Source organism: Novosphingobium oxfordense, from assembly GCF_044029435.1.
Taxonomy (GTDB): domain Bacteria; phylum Pseudomonadota; class Alphaproteobacteria; order Sphingomonadales; family Sphingomonadaceae; genus Novosphingobium.
In genome coordinates this window covers 160,344-180,399 of the sequence record NZ_CP147006.1, presented here as the reverse complement: position 1 = coordinate 180,399, position 20,056 = coordinate 160,344, and the positions used below count along the sequence as shown (strand labels likewise).

Here is a 20,056-nt window from a genome sequence, read left to right as displayed (position 1 = left end):
ATATGGCACTCGCGGACATTTTCTCGCGCACCCGTCGCACCCTGGACGGTCCCGACGACGAAGCGGAGAACGTCTCGCCGGTCACCGGCGAAATCGGCAGCAACGAGGCGACCCGCAAGAAGCAGCGGTTGCTGCTCGCGGGCGTTGCCGGTGCGGGGCTGGTGCTCTCCTCCTTCTGGATCTTCGGGGGCAACGACAAGGACGCGGCCGAAGACGACGACGGCGAAAAGGTCGAGGTTTCGACCAAGGATCTGGTGAACCGCAACCTCTCCCAACAGGAGTGGATGGGGATGTCCGAGAACCAGTTCCAGTCGATGGAAAACCAGCTGAAGTCGGTGAATGCGCAGCAGAACCGCGTCGACGCGTTGGCAGCTCAGGTCGAGGCGCTCAAGGGGCAGAACCAGGCCCTTCAGGCAGACGGCCAGCGGGTCTTCTCCGCCTACCAGGCCGAGAACGAACGGCTCAAGCGCGAGGCGGCGCAGCAGCGGGCGGCACCGCCGCCCCAGCCAGGTCCAGCCGCGCTCTACGGACCGGGCGGGCCCCAGGCCTATCGGCGGCCCGATGGCACGCCGGGGGCGGCCGGGCCCGCTGGCCCGCCGATGGGCGGCGCGGAGGTCAAGATGGTGAACTTCCAGACCACCGAGACCGGCAATGCCTCGCGCGTCGCCAAGGGCAACACGGTCTATACCGACAGCGTCAATTACCTGCCGCCCAACAGCTTCGCGTCCGCCAAGGTGATCGTCGGCGTCGATGCCAGTGCCGGCGTCAACAGCCAGTCCGATCCGCTTCCGGTCGTGCTGCGCGTGACGGGCCCTGCACGCAGCGTCTTCCAAAACGGGCGCCTGCTCACCACGAAGATCGAAGGCTGCCTCATCAACGGGGCCGCGCGCGGCGACCTTTCGGCCGAGAAGGTCTACGTCAAACTGCAGAAGATGACCTGTCCGCAGCCCGGCGGCCGCTATGCGGTCTCGGAGGTCAAGGGCTTCATCGCCTTCGGCGGCAAGACCGGGGTGCGCGGCCGGGTGGTCTCGCGCGAAGGCGGGCTGGTGACGCAGGCCTTCATTGCCGGCCTCTTCGGTGGCTTTGGCCGCGGTTTCTCCGCAAACGCCAATTCGGTGTTCCAGGGCACCAACATCACCACAAACGGCAAGCGCGACAAACTCTCGGCGGGCGAGATCCTGGAGGGTGGCTTCGGGGAAGGCGTCGCCCAGACCGGCGACATGGTCTCGAAATATCTGATCGAGCGCGCCGAACAATATCAGCCGGTGATCGAGATGCCGACTGGCATCGATGTCGAAATCGTCTTTCTGGAGGGTGTCTATGTCCGTAACTGATCGCCTTCGCGCCGCTGTTGCGCGTACGCCCTGGAGCTATGGCCTCATCGCCCTGCCGGTGGTGGGACTGGGCGCCGCCGCCATCGCTGCCGCTGCCGCTGCCGTTCCGACCGAAGACAGCCAGGTCGCGGGCCTGCTCAAGGCCCGGCTGCCCAAGACCGAGATCAGCGCGGTTAACTGCGCCAAGGTCGCAGGGCTGTGCGAAGTGACAGCCGGCGCCAACCTCTTCTATGTCGATCGCGGCGCCCGCTATCTGGTCATCGGCCGGGTATACGACATGGAAACGCGGCAGGACGTGACCGCCGCACGCCTCCTGGAGATGAACCCCGACATGCTGGTCGGCGGCGCCGCCAAGGCCAATGCGACGGCCGCGCTCGGCGGCGAGGCGGACGTTTCTCCCGTCGCACCCACCGCCGGCGCGCGCCGTGTCTCCGTGCCGGTGCGGCCGGCCACGCTGTCGCTCGCGGGGCTGCCCCGCGACGGAGCGATCGTCTGGGGCAACAAGGCATCGAGCCAGTCGGTCACGGTCTTTACCGATTTTCGCTGCGGCTACTGCCGCGCGCTTACCAGCGTGCTGCGCAGCATGGACGTCAAGGTCATCGAAAGGCCCATTTCGGTCCTAGGCAGCCGGGATTTGGCCGACCGCGTCTATTGCGCCAAGAACCGGGAAGAGGCGCTTCACGCCGCCTATTCCGGTTCGCCCTTCGAGAGCGGCGGCAAATGCGACACGCGCGGTCTCGACGCCAACGAGCAGTTCGCCCGTAGCCATGGCCTGAGCGGGACCCCCGTGATCGTCCGCAGCGACGGCGCCATGCTTGAGGGCTACCGGCCCAAGGACGTGCTGGAAGCATGGCTGAAGGGAGCCAAGTCGTGAAGGGCCGCGCCACTCGCTGGCATGCTGGCCTGGCGCTCGCCGTCCTGCCACTCATGGGGGGCTGCGCATCGTTCGGCAGCAATATCGCGGGGAGTTTCTCCTGCCCTGCGCCGGACGGAATTTGCGCGCCGTCGTCCTCGATCGACGACCGGGCACTGGCCCTCATCACCGCTGAAGCCCCGGACGCCGTGTCGTCACCGGCGGGACCCTATCGTGATCCCGACATGGGAGCAGGGAAAGCCGCCCGGACGGCGGTGGCCAGCCCGCGCCGCGTGCCGGTGTCGATCGGAGAGGCGGGCCGCACGCGTGAGAAAGTGCTGCGGATCGTCTTCCAGCCGTATATCGATGAGCGCGGCCGGTTGCACGAGGCGAGTGCCGTCCATGCCGTGGTTGCGCAAGGCGAGTGGCAGCAGCAGGCTATCGCGGACGCGTCTGGCCTGTCCTCCCGCAATGACCGCGCCGCGGCCTATGCGGGTGAGACGCTCGCCGACGCGGTCGATCGCGCCGAGACGGAGCGCCTCTCCCCCGCCGAAGGCCTGCCTGACCCGGCGGCTGTCGCTGCCGCGCGGGCACGTGCGACGGCAGATCCGGTTGCCAGCATCAAGAGCGATGTTGCGGCCCGGCTTTCGCCAAGGCCCGATGCGCGGGCGCGGCGCAAGGTCGCGGCGACGCCCGCGCAACCCGTCAGCGCCGCGGCCCCGTCCGCCGAACCGGCCGCTCCTCCCTCGGCAGCGGCTGCGCCGCCGGCGCGCGCGGTCTCATCCGTCCCGCAGGCTGCGGCAGTCCCTGGCGCTCCTGCCAAGACGACCGCTGGCGCGGAAGCGGTGGCACGGGTGAAAGCCGATAGCCGGTACCAGGCGGTGGCGTCGCAGGCACAGGATGGTGCGCGGGCAGCGGCCACGGGCGCGCAGGCGCCCGACTTGCGGCCGGTGCTCAAGGCCACGGTGAATTCGGCACCATTCCCCGGCGCCGTCGCGGAGGAGAACTAACATGGCGAAAGGCGGCTTTTTCGACAGCATGCTTTCGGGGCTTTTCGGCGATGCCGCGCGCCCCGATGATGACCGTCCCGCGCTCGGCGTTCCCATGCTGGCGCACTGGCTGCCCTATCGCAGCTACGATCCCAAGACGGGGATCTTCTACAACAGCGCCTCTCGGGGTTTCGTGATCGAGGCGGCCCCGATGGTGGGCGCGGACGAGCGCACCGCAGAGATCATCACGCAGTTCCTGTCCGAAGGCATTCCCGCGCCGGGCTGCATCCAGTTCCATCAGTGGATGAGCCCGCGCGTGGGGGAGGCGCTGAGCAAATGGTATCTGCCGCGCTATGCCGCACGCGGCGTCTACGAACGGATGGCCAAGCACCGGGTCGATTTCCTGAGCGACGGCGTATGGCAGTCGCTCTCGAAGGACGCGCCCTTTTGCCTGCGCCATCACCGTGTGGCGATCTCCTATTCGACGCCCGAAAGCTCGTCGGTGTCCGATGACGACATCGTCTCGGTCATGGAGGGGCTCATCTCCGCGCTGGCTTCGGTGGGGGTCACGACCCGGCGCATGGATCCGGTCGCGCTGATCGCCTGGATCGACGACATCACCTCACCGACCACGGCTGCCGGCGAGGACGTCGTCAGCTACAATCCCTTCGATCCCATCGCCGACCAAGCCATTCGCCGCGACATTGAGCTCAGGGTCGAACCCGACCGGATGCTGCTGCGCACCGAGCGGTTCCGACCGACCGGAAAGGTCCACGAAGGCGCCCCGGAGATCGGCGAGATTTATCCCGATGTCTTCGACGTGCGCTCCTTCTCGGTGCGCAACTTGCCCAATCGCTGGGCGCCCTGGGACATGGCGAAGCTGGTGGGCGACATGTTCACCGACAAGCTGCGCATGCCGTGCCCGGTCGCGACGAACCTGTGCGTTGAATATCCGGACACCCAGGCTTCGTCGAACAAGGCGAGCTTCAAGTTCATGCGGACGACGAGTCTCGCCGACTCCAAGTCCGCGCGCTTCCTGCCGCAGCTGCGCGACCAGAGTCAGGAGTGGCGCTTCGTCAACGATGAGATCCGGCAGGGCCGAAAGCTCGTGCGGGTGTTCTTTTCGGTCACTTCCTTCTCGCCCAAGGGGCGCGGCGACGCCAACGAACGCGTGCTCAAATCCGTCTACCGCGCGGCGGGCTGGGACCTGCTCGACGACCGCTACCTCCAGGTGATGGGCCTGCTCTGCGCCATGCCCATGACGATGGCCAACGGCCTGTCGCGCGATCTCGAGCGGATGAAGCGCATGCGCACGCTCCTCACCACCACGGCGGCCAATCTCGCGCCGCTGCAGGGCGAATATCTGGGCGGCCATGTGCCGCATCTCCTGATGGTGGGACGGCGCGGCCAGCCCTTCTTCTGGTCACCCTTCGAAAACGCGGCGGGCAACCACAATGTCGCGGTCTTCGGCAAATCGGGCTCGGGCAAGTCGGTGGCCTTGCAGGAGCTGTGCGCCTCACTGTGCGGTGCCGGCGCGAAGGTGGTCGTGATCGACGATGGCCGATCCTTCGAGCATTCGGCCAAATTGCAGGGCGGCGCCTTCGTCGAATTCACCATGAGCTCGGGCTTCTGCCTCAATCCCTTCTCGATGATCGACGAGGCCCAGGCGGCGGAGGACGAGGACTATCTGCTCGACTGCATGGCGATGCTCAAGGCCATCGTGAACCAGATGTCGCGCCACATCGACCGTCTCAACGATACCGAGCGCGGCCTCATCGATGGCGCGGTCAACTCGGTGTGGGAGGCGCACGGCCGAAGAGGATCGATCGACCTTGTGATCGAGGCGCTCGATGCAACCGGCAACGCGCTCGCGCACGACCTCGGTATTGCGATGCGCCCCTTCTCGGCGGCGGGCACCTACGGCCGGTTCTTCCAGGGCGAGGTCAGCTTCGAACTGAAGGCGCAGCTCACCGTCTTCGAGCTCTCGGATCTCTCGGCGCGCGAGGAACTGCGCAGCGTGGTCCTCACCGCCATCATGTTCATGTCGCAGCAGGTGATGCGCAAGGTTGATCGCGCAATCCCCAAGGCCCTGCTGCTGGATGAAGCCTGGCAGCTGCTGCGCGGCGGGGCCATGGCCGACTTCATCGAGACCTATGCGCGCACCTGCCGTAAATATGGCGCCTCGCTCGTCACCGCCACGCAGTCGCTCAACGACTATTACAAGTCGGCGGGGTCGATTGCGGCGCTGGAGAACAGCGATTGGTTCGTCATCCTGCAGCAGAAGCCGGAAACGATAGCCGATTTCAAGAAGCATGATCGCTTCGAGATGGACGATTATACCGATGCGCTGCTGCGCTCCTTGAAGCGCAACGGCTTCGAATATTCGGACATCATGATCAAGGGACCCGAGACGCTGGCGGTAGGCCGCCTGGTCCTGGATCCCTATTCGGCCACATTGTTTTCCTCGAGCCCGCAGACCTTCGCCCGGATCGAGGCGCTGATCGGCGAAGGTCTCAGCATGGACGAGGCGATCGAGCGTATCGCCTTTCCTGACAATCCCGAGAAGTGGGCGGCGAACGCGGAGAGTGATCCCGACGTCGCAATCGCCGCGGAGTAGGCCCGGTGGCAACGATCCCGAGCGAAGAGACCCTGAAGCCTAGCCCATCGGCGGCGACTACCCCGTGCATCCGGCTCGACCTGTGCACGATCCTCTATTGGTATCTCCACCTTTTCGGTTTCACCCTGTCGTCGTTGCTGATCAGCTGGGGACTCTTCTTCCTCTTCTTCCTGGCGATCGGCGGCTTCTCGATCGACGGCATGATGCACCAGCTGGCCAATATGGCGAGCCGCTACGTCGCCGCGGACCCAGCGCGCATCGCATCCTTCAAGCAGGTGCTGGCCGGCGCGCAGCTTCTCCTGGCCGGAGCGATCATCGTGCTGCGCCGACATCTCATTATTCCGCGTCATGTGTCTGAAGGGAACCGTTCCCATGGCTGAGCAGGCTGAACTCGATCTTCCTCCCGTCCCCGCGCCGTCGGGCAAAGCCACGCGCTCGCGCCGCAGGGCCCTTTTCGCAGGATTAACCCGCTGGCAGATGCTGGGCGGGCTCCTGCTGCTCGCGTCGCTCGTCTGGGCGATGTGGGTGACCCGGCAGGTGAGTGCCCGGCCCGATCATATCGTCTCGGTCAAGCTCTCCGAGCTGGTCGGCGAATATGTCGAGGCGCAGCGCTACTCGGCATCGCCACCTGAGCGGGTCAAGGCCGAGATGCAGGCCTTCATGGCCTCGCTCGACAAGGAGCTTGCGCGCCGCAGTGCCCATGGCGACGTCATCCTCGTCGGCGAGGCTGTGCTCAGCAAGAATGTCGATGACATCACGGAAACGGTGAAAAAGGCAGTCTACGCCTCGGGCGTGCCGATACCCAAGCGGATAACGGCGGAAGAGCTGCAGCGCGTCCAGCAAATGAGCCTGCAGGCGGCGCCCGAGATGCCCGTGCCGCAGGATCCGCGGACGACAGCGCCAGCGAGCGCCGCACAAGCCACTGCCCAACCGGTTCCATCCGCCCTTCCCCCGGCCGTTGGTGCCCAGGGGGCCACCGTCTCGAGCTTTGGAGCGCCCGATGTCGGCCCTGCTCAGTGACAAGGGCGAAAGCCCGATGGTGACGGCGCGCGCCGCGCCGGCCTGGCGACCGCGCAAGCATCTCTGGGCAGCGCTGGGGCTCCTGTCGGTCGGCACAGTGGTTCTGGGCGCAATCGCGGATTGGCGCGATCGTCATGCCTTCCTCATCAACACGAGCGAATCCCTGCCCAACTGGGCGTTCCTCATCGATCGGGGCCGGCTGCCGGCCCGCGGTGACTATGTCTTCTTCGACCCGCCCGCGACCGCTCTCGTGCATCATCATTTCGGAGCGCGGCCCGCTATGTTCGGCAAGCTGGTCTATGGTCTCCCCGGCGATGTCGTTTCCCATAGCGGCAACGACGTCCTGATCGGCGGGCGCATGGTGGCGCGCATGAAGCGAGCCTCGCGCCTGGGCGAGCTGTTGACGCCCGGGGCGACCGGGCCGGTCCCGGCGGGCTGTTATTTTGTCGGGACGCCGCACAAGGATGGGTTCGACAGCCGCTACGCTGACATCGGTTTCGTCTGCGCGCGCCAGATTATCGGTACCGGGAAGCCGCTACTATGAGGCGCACCATCCTGCTGGCGGCGACGACCGCATGCCTTGGCGGCACGACCCTTCTTCTCGTCGGCTCCGCCAGCGAGGCGCGCGACTATGGAGCGGCAGGGCAGGCCTTTCCGATCATCGAGCCTGACCTGCTCGCGACGATCGAGGCGCGGCTGCGCCGTGCCGAAGCGAGCGGCGAACTGGCGCGAACCAACGCGCTTTTCGCCAAGCGGGTCGAGGCCAAGGTGCGGCGGCCAGATCCCGTCGCCGGTATCTCGCCGGCCCAGGAGACGCGCAGCTGGGATTTCGATCCCTCGGTTCGCATCGACCATGATGTCCGCGACCAGAAGGGGAATATGATCGCAAAGGCGGGTCAGAAGGTGAACCCGCTCGATTTCGTCGGCATTCATCAGGATCTTGTCTTCGTCGATGGGGACAATGCCGAGCAGCTGGCCTGGGCCTGCGGCAAATATAGCGACGTGAAGGCGAAGATCATCTTCGTGAAGGGATCGCCGATCGAGGCGATGTCGCAGCGCAAGCGGCGCTTCTATTTCGACCAGGAGGGTAAGCTCACCGGCCGCTTCGGCATCGAGCACACGCCCGCCGTCGTCAGCCAGGCGGGCCGCGTGATGCGGGTCACCGAACATGCGCTCAAGGGGAGGGCGGGCTGATGCCCTTGTGGCTTGACCTCCTGCGCACGCCGATGGCCGCGCCCGAGACAAGCGACCTGCGCCGCATGCGCCGGACCTGGCAGGCGTTGTGCATCCTTCTCGCGCTCGTGGTCGGTGGGTTCGGCCCGCTGCGCCAATGGGTCGGCCGCCCGACCGTGGCGGCGGTGGCCCTCGCGCTGCTCGTCGGCACGGCGCTCTACACAGCGCTGTATCTGGCTCGCAAGCAGCGCGCTGACACAGCCTATCTCGATCAATTGGGAGAGCGAGAATGATGCACGGTCTTCGATCCCTGCTCGGCGCTGTGTCGCTTCTCCTGACTCTGGTGCTTTTTGCGGCGCCAGCGCAAGCGGCCGGACCTGCCTGCAATGGCAAGTTCGTCAATCCGATCACCGACGTCTGCTGGTCGTGCCTCTTTCCCCTCTCGGTGGGCGGCCTCAAGATCTGGCCGAGCGGCCGGCCCGATACCAGCAATCCCGCCTCGCCGGTCTGCGCCTGCGCGGATCCGTTGCCGCGCATAGGCATTGCCGTCGGTTTCTGGGAGCCGGCTCGCCTGGCCGATGTGACGATGAAGCCGTGGTGCTTCCCCAACCTGGGCGGTATCCGCATCGCCCCCGGGTTCGATATCGGGCAGGGCTATCTCGCCGGTCCCTCGATGGTCGGCGGGCGATCGCAAAGCACGGCCAAGTGGCATGTGCACTGGTATGTCTATCCTCTGCTCTACTGGATGGAGATCCTGACCGACTTCGTCTGCTTCGAGCAGGCGAGCTTCGACATCGCCTATATGACCGAGATCGATCCGCTCTGGCAGGACGATGCTCTCACCACGCTGATTAACCCAGAAGCGATCATCTTCGCCAATCCGATCGCCCAGGCCGCCTGCGCGGGTGACTGCATTGCCGGAACGGTCAACCTACCGCTCGATCCGCTCTTCTGGTGCGCGGGCTGTCAGGGTTCGATGTACCCGCTCAACGGCAATGTCCCGGCCTCGATCGGCCATGTTCAGTCGTCGCGGCTGGCGGTCTCCCGCTTCGCCTACAAGATGCACCGCGAGGCGCTGGCCTGGGGGACGATGGGCTCGAAGGGCCTGTGCAAGAAGTACCTCATGCCGATCATGCGCAAGCAGCAATATCGCTTCCAGATGGTCAATCCGATCCCGACCGTGAGCGGGAGGTTCGCCTGCTCCGCAATCGGGGCTTCCACGATGCCGCCCGATGCGGGTCGCGCCTATCCCGCCGGCGGCGAGGACATGGGCTACCTCGTCTGGCGCAAGCGCAACTGTTGTGTCCTGTAGGGAGGGGTCGATGCGTTTCGCTGCCTGGGGCGTTACCGCCCTGCTTGCTACCGCCGGTGTATCGGCGCTGCTCGCTCAGACCGTCGATGGTCTCGACGTGCAGGCCATCAAGAAGCGCTCGGCCGATCTCGCCGCGGATGCCGAAGCCTTCGTGAACCACGTCAAGGATCGCGGCGACCAGTTCCGCGAGGAAGCCGTCGCGGTGCGTGAAGCCGGCACCGAAAACATGCGGCAGGTCGCGGCCAAGGATCTGCCCAAGGGGCCCGACGGCGCGATCGACTTCGATGAGATCGTGCAAGGCGCCGCCGGCAATGCCAGCGTCAAAAGTGGCGAGGCGCCGCAATTCATCGTCTTCGCCAGTCTCTCGATGCCGCCGCAGTCCCTGAAACCGCTTATCCGCGATACGGCGCGCGCTGGCGGCGTCGTGGTGTTCCGTGGCTTTCCGAACAACAGCATGAAGGAGTTTGCGACCCGGCTCGGGCAGATCGTCGAGCGCCAGGACGAGTTCGCCAATATCGGCATCGATCCGCGTTTATTCCGTGCTTTCAATGTGCAGGCGGTCCCGACCTATGTGGCCGTGTCGTCCGATTTCGACCTGTGCGCCGGCTTTTCCTGCCAGACCAAGGTGCCGCCCTATGACCGCCTGACGGGCAATGTCACCGTGGAATATGCGCTCAACAGCTTTGCCGACGGCAATGGTCCGGGCGCCCGGGTCGCCGCCGTTGGGCTCTCAAATATGCGGGCGCAGCGCTGATGCGTCTCGCGCTCGCAATCAGTTTCGTGGTCCTGGCCGGGGCCAGCTTCCCCGCGCAGGCGCAGACCACGCTGGAGGAAGCGCGCGAGCAGGGCAAGGCGATGGGAACCGCGGCAAAGGCCAATCCGGTCCTGGTGCCCAGCGACAACGCGCAGGCGCAAGCCGTGCCGGGGTTCTCGGGGACGACCCTCCCGCAGGGCAGCTATTTCGATGATCCGGACAAGCTGATCAACGATGCCCAGGCGCTCAAGTCGAGCAGCGAGCAGTACCAGATCACGACCGACAGCAGCCATGTGCGCCCGACCTTCAGCAATGCCGAGATTCTCTCGACCACCAATCGCGCGACCACCATCGAGGAGGATCCTTCCACTTATCTGGCGGGCGAGGCTTATGGCGGGACGAGCGGAAGCTGCACCGCGCTTCCGCCTGGATCGGGCACGAGCGGCTATTATGAAGCGAGTTGCAACGCGGGCGCCAAGGTAACGACCGACGCCCGCAGTTGCACCGTCAATCTGGATGTACGCACCGATAAGCGGACGATCTACACCTATTATACCGGACGCTTGAGTTTCCTGCTGAGCGATGGCGGCCCCTATCCGGCCCGTGCCGCGTTCGACGATGAAATCGCCTCGGGGGTCTGCTGGGAAAGCCGACCCATCGACTATTGCGACAATATGGCGGCCTATGGCTACACGGCGGCCGACACCTGCAGGAGCCTGGGCCATACGGCGGTCGAGGTCAAATGCAGCGCCGAAGCGCAAGGGATTACGCCGGGTGCCTATCACCCTGGCACGGTGATTTCGACCGGCAACTACTGGCTAACCAGGCAGGAGGAACCGGCGGTTCCCGTCATCACCCGCAATGAGGGTCTCTGCGCGGCCTATGCCGGCGACAGCAACTGCACGCTGGAATCGGAAATTTGCACGGCAAGCGATCCGGTTACCCGGATAGTCGACGGTGTGCCTGTCACGCAGCCGTGCTGGGCGTGGCAGCGCAGCTACCAATGCCACACCATTTCGTCGGCCAACGACTGCTCGGAACTCGAAGCCAATGGCAGTTGCACTTATCAGCGCACCGAATGCCTGGACGAGGATCCTGACGGCGGACCCTGTAAGGTCCAGGAGAAGATCTATCGCTGTCCGACGCCGTCGGGCACCTCGGCCGACGCCCCACAATATATCTGCGGCGACGACGTCTATTGCATCAACGGCGACTGCGAGCCGATCGAACGGCAGGCTTCGACCGAATTCAAGGACGCGCTGGTGGCGCTGCACTCGATCGACCAGGCCGGCAAGGAGTTCGACGAGACCAATTACCGGGTGTTTTCGGGCACACGCGAGACCTGTCACAAGCCGGTATTTGGCCTCATCAACTGCTGTGCCGGCAAGGTTTCGGGATTGGTGCCGGTAGCGGCGGGCGCCGCCGCTCTGGCCGGCGGGCCGGCTGCGATCGCGGCCTTCGCCACGCCGTTCCTTGTGTTGTTCGCCTGTTCTCAGGACGAGATGAGGCTCGATATCAAGGACCGGATGGGCTTCTGCCACAATCTGGGCACCTACTGCTCATCGAGTTTCCTGGGCATCTGCAAGACCAAGCGCACGGCCTATTGCTGCTTTGAAAGCAAGCTTTCGCGGATTCTCCAGGAGCAGGGCCGGGTGCAGTTGGGAAAGCCGTGGGGCGCGCCCAAAAAGGAGCAGTGCCAGGGTTTCACGATCGAGGAGTTCGCCTCGCTCGACCTTTCGGTGATGGATTTCACCGAAATCTATTCGGACTTCCTGGATGCAGCAAAGCTTCCCGACGAGGTCCAGACGATGACGGACATCCAGTCGAAGATACAGGATTACTATGATCTCCACGGCAAATGACCCGGGGCTACCCCGCGATGCCGGGGACGAAAGCGCGATGACGGTTCTCGAGCTGTCGATCTTCGTCTGCGCTTTCCGCGCCCGCACCCCCATCCGAGCAAGCGAGATTTTCGCGGTCATGCATAGCTGGTTCGGCGACATGCCCGCCGATCAGGTCGCGCTGCTGGTCCCCGGCATGGTGAGCCGTGGCTGGCTGACGCCGGTCGGCGAGGCCGTGAAGGCGAGCGAGCAGGGCCGCCGCGCTGCGCGGCCGCTCGTGGAGGGAATTATCCGGATGCTCGATCAAGGCACCCGGCTCATCGACGTAGCGCTGATGATGTCGGTGCTGCGCCTTACCAGGGGAGAATTGGACAATGGCCCTGCCGATAATTGATCCCGTCATCTTCGCCTTGGTGCTGACGCTGACGGGCCCAGGCGCACAGCCGCCGCCCGAGCCTGCGACGGCGAGAAGTTCGCCGTGCCGCGCAGCAAAGGACGCCGACCCGTCCGATTGCTGCGTCCACCCCCGGGCGCTCGACCTGTCCGCCGTCCGCCCTTCCGCGCCTCACTTTGCCGCTGCGCCACAGCCGCAGGAAAGGATGCCGAGCCATGTCGAAGTTTACTAGGATTTGCGCAGCGGTTCTGGCGTTGATGCCCATGGCCGTTAACGCGCAGGAGGCAGGGACAAGCCGCGACACGATCGACGGGCAATCGCCCGACGACTTCTATTGTGGCGAGCGCCGCCTGGGGCAATGGTTCTATTGCTCGAAACCCAAGCCGCGCGACACCCGCCCGGCGTCGCCGCAGGCGCCCGAGCCATCGGCTGCCGAACGCATGGCCGCGATCGCGAAGGAGCTCGATGAGCTCAAGGCCCGCGCGATCCTTGACCCCTCCGAAGAGAATGTCATCGCCTATGTGCGCTTCCAGCGCGAGCAACTCGACCGGGCCTCGACGTTTGCCGATACGTGGCAGCGCGCTCTCTGGCAGCATCCCGACATCGACTACACGCTGCAGCGCCCGGTTTCGACGGTCGGCAAACGAGCCTGGCTCGACAATCGCAAGGCGGATCGGGATGCCGTCCTGACGAGTCTCAGCCAGCGCTACGGGCTCTTCTATTTCTACGCGCAAAGCTGCGGCGCCTGCGAGCTTTTCGCGCCGATCCTGCGCTCGGTCGCCGACAGCCATCGGATGGCGGTCATGGCGGTCTCGATGGACGGCGGTCCAAACAAGGAATTTCCCAACTATGTCGTCGACACGGGCCAGCGTGCCCGCATGGGACTGACCGGCAACGAGACGCCGGCGCTGGTCCTGTTCGACACCCAGACGAAGCGGACGATCCCGGTCGGGTACGGCATCCTCAGCGCCGATGAGATCATGGACCGGATCTTCATGCTCACCAACACCAAGGTGGGGAGTGACTACTGATGGCACGCAAGAGTTCCGGACGGGCACGGGCGGCGATCCGGCGCCTCTCTCATGGCGCCGCCTTATTGGCGGCATCGCATTTCGCGCTGGTGGGCGTTGCCCATGCCGATGTCGCGGGCCAGATGAACAGCTTCTTCAACGACGCGGGCGGTGCGGCCAATGTGACGGGCCCAAGCGCCTTCCAGGGCCAGTCGGCCGGCTACTATTCGATGGGCAATGTCTGGACGCGGTTCCCGCAAAAGTCGGTGTCGCCGTTCAACCTGCAGTTGCCCAGCGCCCGAGCGGGCTGCGGCGGCATCGATCTCTTTTCGGGATCCTTTTCATTCATCAATGCCTCCGAGATCGTGGCGATGCTCAAGGCCACCGCCAACAATGCACTCGGCTTTGCCTTCAAGCTCGCGATTGACTCCGTCTCTCCGGAAATCGGCAAGGTGATGGACGAGTTCAGCCAGAAGGCGCAGCTCCTCAACCAGATGAACATCTCGAGCTGCGAGACCGCGCAGGCGCTGGTTGGCGGCATCTGGCCGCAGATGGACACCACCCGCTCGACCATCTGCGAAGCCATCGGCAACAGCCAGGGCATATTCTCGGACTGGGCCGCCTCACGGCAGGGCTGCAACAACGGCAACCAGCGCGATAACACGATCGCCGGAAATAGCGATGCGTCGATGAAGGACCAACTTGTCGGTGAGCCGCATAACTATACCTGGGAGGCCTTGAAGAAGGCAGGGAAGTTCGGCGCCTTCGACCAGAGCTTTTCCGAATTCATCATGACCCTGGTGGGCACGGTGATCACGAAGCCGTCAGACGATCCGAGTGTCGGGGGCAAAGTGGTGATGATCGGCCCGGCCGAAGACGCCGTGGTGACCGCGCTTCTGGATGGTACGGCTGATGCGCCGCCGGTGAAGCTCCTCAAATGCAATGACGAGAACTGCTACGAGGTCGGCGAGCAGACGCTGTCGGTGCCGGCGTCCTCCGCCTTACGCCCCCGGATCGAAGCGCTGATCCAGTCGATGAACGACAAGATCCGCAGCGATACGCCACTCGATGCCGCGGAAAAGCAGCTTCTGAACATCGCGACGGTGCCGATTTTCAAGATCCTGAGCGTCCAGGCTTATGCGCATTACTCGCTGTCGCCCGGCGAGATCCAGGCAATGTCGGAGATCGTCGCGGTCGACCTGCTCACCGCTATGCTCGACAACATGATGGACCGGGTCGAGCAAAGCCAGGTCCACTACCAGACCTTCGACCAGGCTACCGCGGCCCAGTGGAAGGCGCAGATCGCCGCTGCCCGCGCGAAATACGCGCAGCGCGACGTCAAGCTCAACAACAAGCTGCAGGTCACGATGCAGCTCATCAACCGCAGCATGATGCTCGAGTCCACCCTGCAGAATTCGATGACGCCGGGCATGGCTTCGGCGCTGACCTTCTCGCGCGGGCTGAGCTCGCAGGGGCTGAACTGAAGCCGGGGAACAGGCGATGCTAGAGGTCTTCACGGTCGGTGGCGGCGAATATCTGGTCAACACCTTCAATGCGGTAGCGGCCTGGTCAGGGGGCGGGGGCTATCGCGCGCTGCTCCGGGTCGTGATGGTCATGGGCCTCATCTACTCGCTTCTCGTTGTGGCCTTCACGCTCAACTACAAAGCGTGGATGAACTGGTTTCTCCAGGCCACGGCGATCTACCTGTGCCTCATGGTGCCGACCGTCGACATCAAGGTGACGGATCGGGTGAACCCGTCCCTCGCGCCGGCGACGATCGACAATGTGCCGCTAGGGCTGGGCGTGCTGGCGAGCTTCACGACGCAGATCGGCGACTGGATGACGCGGACGGCGGAAACCGTGTTCGTGATGCCCGGTGAGCTCAATTACACCACCAACGGCATGGTCTACGGTGCGCGGCTGTTCGATGCGACGCGCAACTTCGTGATCCGCGACGCCGAGTTTGCGACCAATCTCGAGAAGCATTTCAAGAACTGTGTGTTCGGCGACGTCATGCTCAACCAGAAATCGCTGACCGAACTGTCGAAGGCGCAGGACCTTTGGGCGGCAATTGGCCCGGGCTCGGAAGCGCGCTCGCAAGAATGGCTGGAGAAGGATGGAAGCGGGGCGGTGACCAGCTACATCGTGACATGCCGCCAGGCCTATGATGGTCTTTCCGGCCAGTGGGCCAATATGATCGAAGCCAACACGCCAATCTGGGCGAAGGAAGTCTACCCGAAGCTCAGCAATGCGCTTGCTGCTGACAAGCTGAAGCATGACGTCCCGATCGTAAACCAGGCGTTCACGGGGTCGGGAAGCAGCTACGCCGACTACATGCGGCAGAACACTGCGATCAACGCTTTCATGCAGGCACGCAATTCCATGGCGGGCGGCACCGGCGCGGCGGCGATCGACACATTCGCGCAGACCCGCGCCGACGTGCAGGCCCGAAACACCTACAATTCGATCGCACAGCAGGCGATGGCCTGGGTGCCGATCTTGAACATCGTGCTGACTGTCGTCTTCTTCGCGATGTTCCCGGTCATCTTCCCGCTCTTCCTCATGCCGCAAACCGGGCTGAGCGCGCTCAAGGGGTACGCTGTCGGCTTCTTCTACTTGGCTGCCTGGGGCCCGTTGTACGTCATCCTGCACATGATCTGCATGACGCGCGCCGAAACTGCAGCGGCCGGTATAGCGTCGGGCGGGGTCACGCTCGGCACATTCGCGGGCATCGGTGCGGTCAACGGCGAGACCGCGACGATCGCAGGGTTCATGCTGATGTCGGTCCCATTCCTCGCGGCCGGACTGGCGCGCGGCGCGATGTCTATTGCCGGTCAGTCCATGTCCATGCTCGCGCCGGCGCAGAATGCGGCCGAAGCGGCCGCCTTGGAGCAGACGACGGGCAACTATTCTTATGGGAATGTCAGCTGGGCGAACTCGACTTCCAACATGCAGCAGAGCGATCAGTGGACCAAGGCGCCGAGCTATATGGGGGGCGCGGCAATGTCGAGCTGGCGTCAGGACAATGGCGCTCTGATCAATGGCTTTGGCAACGGGCAAGAGGTCTTCGACACAGGCGGCGCTATCTCGCGCCTGGCCTTCACGCCTACAATGTCTTCAGGCGCCGTTGCCGAATGGCGCGAGATGGCGAACGAGGCGCACCGCCAGTCGCAGGCCTATGAAAACGCCGCAAACGACATTCTGACCTCGACCCATACCAATCGCAGCGCATTCGGAACCTCGACCGAGCGGTCGTCTGGATGGGACTCGAGCAGCGGTCGCCAGGCCAACACTTCCATCGAACAGTTCGACCGGAGAACAGGAAGCAGTTCTCAGGGGCTGGAAGATAGATCTTCGACGAGCCAGTCCGAACGGGTCTCGGATAGCCATGATCGAAGTGCAGTTACTGCGGACGTCGTAACCGGCAGACTCTCGGCAGGACTGGGAGGACCGCAAGCGGGAGGTTCGGGCACGAAGGGCGGCAATGGTGGCAGGTTTGGACGCCTCCCAGGAATCTCAGGAGACGTATCTAAGTCTGGAACGCAGCAAGAGCAGTTGCAAAGAAGCACCGGGCAGACCAATTCCACCGATAGCTCCAACACCGCTTCCAGCGGGGTACGCGACGAGCATTCGAACGGCACCGGCGCGAGTTCCTCGGACGGTACCTACAGCCGGAGCGGCGTGTTCAGTCGCGCCTCGCAGACTTCGTCGGCTTCGGTGAGCACTGAAGACGCTCTCTCCCGCGCGCGCTCATATCAGGAGTCTGCGCGCAAGCTGGAGGAATTGTCCCAGCAGCTGTCTCGCGACGCCAGTTGGGCCGAGAGCCATGGCATGCAACTCAGCACGAACCTCAGCCAGGACCTCGCGAACTGGTACCGTGCGCAACAGGCGGCAAATCCTGGTCTGGATGCTCCCGAAATTTGGGCGACGGACCTTTCCGAGCATCAGCGCAGTGTCCGGGATGAAATGGTCCAGCGGTGGATGTCGGAGAAGCGTGAAGCGATCTACGAGGAAATCCGTGGAAGCCTCAACGAGCCTGATCTCGTTGATGTGCACCGCACCGACGTGTCCTCCGCGGCCGATGTCAGGGCCACCTATCATCCGCATGGTGCTGGCGGCATTCCGGCAGGGCCTAGTGCAGGCGATCCCGGCGCAGCAGCTGCTGTGATTTCGTCAGGCAAAGCTGCGCTAGACGGGGATCGAGCAGCCGCACAAGCGGGCAGAGCTTCCAATATGCAGGGCGCCTCCCGCATTCAGTCCGAGGTGAATGCGGGCCACGATAAAGGTTTTTTCCTGAATCCTGAGCTTCGGAAATGAGTGATGAACTACATCAAAAACCAATAGCCGAGGGCGCCGGCTGCCACTGCGTAAGCAAGCAGATAGCCAATCTTGCCCCCGAGCGTAACTTTCCCCTCTTCGTCAGTAAATGGCTCGAGGCTCGGAATCGGTTCATCAACCTTACCCGTGATTATCGGGCCACCGGTCAAACCTTGGGTGCGGATGTAGGTATCGATGTCGAACGACATGGAAATCTCCTAAGCACAGAAAATATACCCGAAACGCCGCCACCTCTCAAGTCCCGGCGACGGACAACGAACCTTGCTTAGGCCAAATTCAACCCCGGTTGGCGACACGCTTGCTAAGGATCTCGACCTGTCGAGCAACCTGGCATTTATGTTCTCGTGGCTCCTCGTTTCAGCGTTAGGGCTGCTGCCGCTGTTCGACGAAACGCTCCCACGTGATCCCACACCTTCCGCGTCGGCGCTGATCGTGTTTTTCGTCGCTGTCGGTTCGGCCGCCGTGCTGAGGCGGTATTACAGCTGGGTTGGCCTCGTGATGCACGTCTTCAGCCAGATTTTCATGTGGCTGTCCGTGTTCTGCGTTTCGCTTGCGGGTGTCCTTTATACGGCCGGATAGAGGCAGGGCACAGGTCTTGAAACCACGGAAACCGAACACATTTTTCGGATCGTGGGCCGGGCTTATCGCGCTGAACGACAGGCCGGCGCACCGGGCGTGCTCGGTGTTGCGGTTCGCTATAAGCCTCTCGCTGCGCCAGCGCGATCTGTCGTCTTAATCGATGGAGAGAGCTATGGAATCATTGTTCAATCGGACGATGCCTTCGCAGCGCAGGGCAAGCCCCATCGACCGGGGCTTCGATGCCGGCCTGCGAAACCACATGATCGGCATCTATCGCAACATGGCGCTTGGTCTTGCCCTTACTGGTCTGGTCGCGTTTGGCGTCGCGTCCACGCCGGCCTTGTACGAGCCCATCTTCGGCACGCCGCTAAAGTGGGTGGCGATCTTCGCGCCTCTGGCCTTCGTACTTCTGCTATCGTTCGGCCTACATCAGATATCGGCCGCCATGGCCCGGACAGCCTATTTCGTCTTTGCCGGCGTCATGGGCGTCTCGATGGCCAGCATCTTCCTGATGTTCACGGGCGAGAGCATTGCGCTCGCCTTCTTTACGGCCGCGGCGGTGTTCGCAGCGATGAGTCTGTGGGGCTATACCACCGGCGCTGACCTGTCGCGTTGGGCCCCGATCCTGATGGTGGGTCTGCTCGCTGTCGTGGCGGCCAGCATCGTCAATTTGTTCCTGGGATCCTCGACGCTGCAGATGCTGTTCTCGATCGCGGGCATCGTGGTGTTCACCGGCCTGACGGCCTGGGATACGCAGCGTCTCAGGAACGAGTATTACGCCTATGCCGGGCAGGAAGAGGCGAGCAAACTCGCCATCGTTGGCGCACTCTCGCTCTATCTCAACCTGATCAACCTGTTCCAGTTGCTGCTGACCTTCATGGGCCAGCGGCGCGAGTAAAGGAGGACGGCATGCACGATACTTCGCTTTGGCGCGGCGTCCCGCTGGTGGCGCAAAACTGGAAATGGATGATGGTTCGCGGTGTCCTGACTCTGGCGCTGGGCATAGCGGCGCTGCTGTTCCCCGCGGGCGCACTCTTTGCCTTCACGATGCTGTTTGCCGCTTTTGCTGGCGTCGACGGCATCGCCTCGCTGATTGCCGGGATACAGGGTGCCGCGCACAAGGCGGACCGGTGGATCGCCTTGGTCCTGCGCGGCGTTCTCGGGCTCGTAGCAGCCGGCCTCTTTGTGGCCTTGCCGTTGGAGTTCACCGTCAGCTACGCGTTGGCGACACTGGTTCTGGTTGCTGCCTGGGCCATCGCGGTCGGCCTGCTCGAGATCGTCGCTGCGGTTCGGCTGCGCAAGGAAATCCGCGGGGAAGTGCTCCTCGCCCTTTCCGGCACGATCACCGTCGGGCTAGGCGTCGCGATATTGGTCCTGCTCTATCTGCAGCCGATCGCCTCGATCCTGTCCGTCGCATGGCTTATCGGCGCCTGGGCTCTGCTCGGGGGCGGGCTGTTGATCAGCCTTGCCTGGCGGCTGCGGGCTTCGCGAGAGGGCCACAAGGGACCTGGTCCAGAGGCGGTGGCGGCGTAAAAGGAAGCGTGCGGCGGCCCAAGTCGAAACTTGGGCTCGCCGCATCGATCCCGAGCGTGGCGCCGCAGGTGCCTCAGACCATCGCGGCTTCGATATAGAGAACGGCATCCCTCACCGTCGCGATCTTCTCAGCATCATCGTCGGGAATCTGGACGTCGAAGCCTTCCTCGATCGCCATGACAAGCTCGACGACATCCAGACTGTCCGCACCCAGATCCTCCATGAAGTGGGATTCCAGCGTCACCTTGTCGGGTCGACACCCAGTTGCTGGGCAATCAGGTTTGCAACGCGCGTAGCAGTATCGGTCAT

At 64.0% G+C, this 20,056-nt stretch carries 20 protein-coding genes and 1 pseudogene; 19 read left to right on the top strand and 2 right to left on the bottom strand.

Features of this window, described 5'->3' with window-relative positions:
- The first annotated feature begins 2 nt into the window (after positions 1-2).
- The 16 genes from WBP07_RS19715 to WBP07_RS19640 all read left to right on the top strand — a co-directional run bounded on the left by WBP07_RS19715 (position 3) and on the right by WBP07_RS19640 (position 17,614).
- The gene (locus WBP07_RS19715) at positions 3-1,334 is read left to right on the top strand and encodes a TraB/VirB10 family protein (protein ID WP_228223101.1); all 1,332 of its coding nucleotides are present in this window, start codon (positions 3-5) and stop codon (positions 1,332-1,334) included.
- Positions 1,321-2,208 carry a DsbC family protein gene (locus WBP07_RS19710; protein WP_395395842.1) on the top strand — a complete coding sequence of 296 codons (888 nt, stop codon included), beginning with the start codon at positions 1,321-1,323 and terminating at the stop codon, positions 2,206-2,208. Before WBP07_RS19715 ends, WBP07_RS19710 begins: the two co-directional genes overlap by 14 nt.
- Complete coding sequence (locus WBP07_RS19705; RefSeq protein WP_395395841.1) at positions 2,184-3,197, top strand: TraV family lipoprotein; 1,014 nt, start codon at positions 2,184-2,186, stop codon at positions 3,195-3,197. Before WBP07_RS19710 ends, WBP07_RS19705 begins: the two co-directional genes overlap by 25 nt.
- A gap of 1 nt (position 3,198) precedes the next feature.
- Entirely contained in the window at positions 3,199-5,793 is a 2,595-nt protein-coding gene (gene traC / locus WBP07_RS19700) for a type IV secretion system protein TraC (protein ID WP_395395840.1), read from the top strand.
- A gap of 5 nt (positions 5,794-5,798) precedes the next feature.
- Positions 5,799-6,173, top strand: coding sequence for a hypothetical protein (locus WBP07_RS19695; protein ID WP_313325866.1), 375 nt, complete (start codon positions 5,799-5,801; stop codon positions 6,171-6,173).
- Complete coding sequence (locus WBP07_RS19690) at positions 6,166-6,813, top strand: TrbI F-type domain-containing protein (RefSeq protein ID WP_313325865.1); 648 nt, start codon at positions 6,166-6,168, stop codon at positions 6,811-6,813. The genes WBP07_RS19695 and WBP07_RS19690 overlap by 8 nt, the downstream gene beginning before the upstream one ends.
- A complete protein-coding gene (locus WBP07_RS19685) occupies positions 6,794-7,357 on the top strand; it encodes a S26 family signal peptidase (protein ID WP_313325864.1) in 564 nt (187 codons plus the stop codon). The genes WBP07_RS19690 and WBP07_RS19685 overlap by 20 nt, the downstream gene beginning before the upstream one ends.
- Positions 7,354-8,007 carry a type-F conjugative transfer system protein TraW gene (gene traW / locus WBP07_RS19680; RefSeq protein ID WP_313325863.1) on the top strand — a complete coding sequence of 218 codons (654 nt, stop codon included), beginning with the start codon at positions 7,354-7,356 and terminating at the stop codon, positions 8,005-8,007. The genes WBP07_RS19685 and traW overlap by 4 nt, the downstream gene beginning before the upstream one ends.
- Positions 8,007-8,279: a hypothetical protein gene (locus tag WBP07_RS19675; protein WP_313325862.1), complete on the top strand. Its 273-nt coding sequence runs from the start codon at positions 8,007-8,009 to the stop codon at positions 8,277-8,279. The genes traW and WBP07_RS19675 overlap by 1 nt, the downstream gene beginning before the upstream one ends.
- A complete protein-coding gene (gene traU / locus WBP07_RS19670) occupies positions 8,279-9,298 on the top strand; it encodes a conjugal transfer pilus assembly protein TraU (RefSeq protein ID WP_376784540.1) in 1,020 nt (339 codons plus the stop codon). The genes WBP07_RS19675 and traU overlap by 1 nt, the downstream gene beginning before the upstream one ends.
- Before the next feature lie 10 nt (positions 9,299-9,308).
- The gene (gene trbC / locus WBP07_RS19665; RefSeq protein WP_395395839.1) at positions 9,309-10,052 is read left to right on the top strand and encodes a type-F conjugative transfer system pilin assembly protein TrbC; all 744 of its coding nucleotides are present in this window, start codon (positions 9,309-9,311) and stop codon (positions 10,050-10,052) included.
- Entirely contained in the window at positions 10,052-11,914 is a 1,863-nt protein-coding gene (locus WBP07_RS19660) for a conjugal transfer protein TraN (RefSeq protein WP_313325859.1), read from the top strand. Before trbC ends, WBP07_RS19660 begins: the two co-directional genes overlap by 1 nt.
- A 37-nt stretch (positions 11,915-11,951) precedes the next feature.
- Positions 11,952-12,287 (top strand): hypothetical protein, encoded by a 336-nt coding sequence (locus WBP07_RS19655; protein ID WP_261937524.1) that lies wholly within the window; start codon positions 11,952-11,954, stop codon positions 12,285-12,287.
- Positions 12,288-12,502: 215 nt separating this feature from the next.
- Positions 12,503-13,318, top strand: a complete 816-nt coding sequence (locus tag WBP07_RS19650) for a conjugal transfer protein TraF (RefSeq protein WP_261937545.1) — start codon at positions 12,503-12,505, stop codon at positions 13,316-13,318.
- The gene (locus tag WBP07_RS19645; RefSeq protein WP_261937523.1) at positions 13,318-14,781 is read left to right on the top strand and encodes a conjugal transfer protein TraH; all 1,464 of its coding nucleotides are present in this window, start codon (positions 13,318-13,320) and stop codon (positions 14,779-14,781) included. The genes WBP07_RS19650 and WBP07_RS19645 overlap by 1 nt, the downstream gene beginning before the upstream one ends.
- 16 nt (positions 14,782-14,797) lie before the next feature.
- The gene (locus tag WBP07_RS19640; RefSeq protein WP_261937522.1) at positions 14,798-17,614 is read left to right on the top strand and encodes a conjugal transfer protein TraG N-terminal domain-containing protein; all 2,817 of its coding nucleotides are present in this window, start codon (positions 14,798-14,800) and stop codon (positions 17,612-17,614) included.
- 8 nt (positions 17,615-17,622) lie between these two features.
- On the opposite strand, the gene WBP07_RS19635 is transcribed toward WBP07_RS19640, so the two are convergent.
- Positions 17,623-17,823 (bottom strand): hypothetical protein, encoded by a 201-nt coding sequence (locus WBP07_RS19635; RefSeq protein ID WP_095687402.1) that lies wholly within the window; start codon positions 17,821-17,823, stop codon positions 17,623-17,625.
- A gap of 73 nt (positions 17,824-17,896) precedes the next feature.
- On the opposite strand from WBP07_RS19635, the gene WBP07_RS19630 reads away from it, so the two are divergent.
- The 3 genes from WBP07_RS19630 to WBP07_RS19620 all read left to right on the top strand — a co-directional run bounded on the left by WBP07_RS19630 (position 17,897) and on the right by WBP07_RS19620 (position 19,747).
- Positions 17,897-18,214: a hypothetical protein gene (locus WBP07_RS19630; RefSeq protein WP_244917346.1), complete on the top strand. Its 318-nt coding sequence runs from the start codon at positions 17,897-17,899 to the stop codon at positions 18,212-18,214.
- A gap of 196 nt (positions 18,215-18,410) precedes the next feature.
- Positions 18,411-19,112: a Bax inhibitor-1/YccA family protein gene (locus tag WBP07_RS19625; protein WP_174703677.1), complete on the top strand. Its 702-nt coding sequence runs from the start codon at positions 18,411-18,413 to the stop codon at positions 19,110-19,112.
- A gap of 11 nt (positions 19,113-19,123) precedes the next feature.
- Entirely contained in the window at positions 19,124-19,747 is a 624-nt protein-coding gene (locus tag WBP07_RS19620; protein WP_095687404.1) for an HdeD family acid-resistance protein, read from the top strand.
- A gap of 73 nt (positions 19,748-19,820) precedes the next feature.
- On the opposite strand, the pseudogene acpP reads toward WBP07_RS19620, so the two are convergent.
- Positions 19,821-20,056: pseudogene (gene acpP, locus WBP07_RS19615) on the bottom strand (acyl carrier protein).

What these genes read in the sequence shown, in the direction of transcription:
- WBP07_RS19715 (WP_228223101.1), top strand. Translation starts at nt 3, where the DNA reads ATGGCACTCGCGGACATTTTCTCGCGCACCCGTCGCACCCTGGACGGT.
- WBP07_RS19710 (WP_395395842.1), top strand. Translation starts at nt 1,321, where the DNA reads ATGTCCGTAACTGATCGCCTTCGCGCCGCTGTTGCGCGTACGCCCTGG.
- WBP07_RS19705 (WP_395395841.1), top strand. Translation starts at nt 2,184, where the DNA reads ATGGCTGAAGGGAGCCAAGTCGTGAAGGGCCGCGCCACTCGCTGGCAT.
- traC (WP_395395840.1), top strand. Translation starts at nt 3,199, where the DNA reads ATGGCGAAAGGCGGCTTTTTCGACAGCATGCTTTCGGGGCTTTTCGGC.
- WBP07_RS19690 (WP_313325865.1), top strand. Translation starts at nt 6,166, where the DNA reads ATGGCTGAGCAGGCTGAACTCGATCTTCCTCCCGTCCCCGCGCCGTCG.
- WBP07_RS19685 (WP_313325864.1), top strand. Translation starts at nt 6,794, where the DNA reads ATGTCGGCCCTGCTCAGTGACAAGGGCGAAAGCCCGATGGTGACGGCG.
- traW (WP_313325863.1), top strand. Translation starts at nt 7,354, where the DNA reads ATGAGGCGCACCATCCTGCTGGCGGCGACGACCGCATGCCTTGGCGGC.
- WBP07_RS19675 (WP_313325862.1), top strand. Translation starts at nt 8,007, where the DNA reads ATGCCCTTGTGGCTTGACCTCCTGCGCACGCCGATGGCCGCGCCCGAG.
- traU (WP_376784540.1), top strand. Translation starts at nt 8,279, where the DNA reads ATGCACGGTCTTCGATCCCTGCTCGGCGCTGTGTCGCTTCTCCTGACT.
- trbC (WP_395395839.1), top strand. Translation starts at nt 9,309, where the DNA reads ATGCGTTTCGCTGCCTGGGGCGTTACCGCCCTGCTTGCTACCGCCGGT.
- WBP07_RS19660 (WP_313325859.1), top strand. Translation starts at nt 10,052, where the DNA reads ATGCGTCTCGCGCTCGCAATCAGTTTCGTGGTCCTGGCCGGGGCCAGC.
- WBP07_RS19655 (WP_261937524.1), top strand. Translation starts at nt 11,952, where the DNA reads ATGACGGTTCTCGAGCTGTCGATCTTCGTCTGCGCTTTCCGCGCCCGC.
- WBP07_RS19650 (WP_261937545.1), top strand. Translation starts at nt 12,503, where the DNA reads ATGTCGAAGTTTACTAGGATTTGCGCAGCGGTTCTGGCGTTGATGCCC.
- WBP07_RS19645 (WP_261937523.1), top strand. Translation starts at nt 13,318, where the DNA reads ATGGCACGCAAGAGTTCCGGACGGGCACGGGCGGCGATCCGGCGCCTC.
- WBP07_RS19640 (WP_261937522.1), top strand. Translation starts at nt 14,798, where the DNA reads ATGCTAGAGGTCTTCACGGTCGGTGGCGGCGAATATCTGGTCAACACC.
- WBP07_RS19635 (WP_095687402.1), bottom strand. Translation starts at nt 17,823, where the DNA reads ATGTCGTTCGACATCGATACCTACATCCGCACCCAAGGTTTGACCGGT.
- WBP07_RS19625 (WP_174703677.1), top strand. Translation starts at nt 18,411, where the DNA reads ATGCCTTCGCAGCGCAGGGCAAGCCCCATCGACCGGGGCTTCGATGCC.
- WBP07_RS19620 (WP_095687404.1), top strand. Translation starts at nt 19,124, where the DNA reads ATGCACGATACTTCGCTTTGGCGCGGCGTCCCGCTGGTGGCGCAAAAC.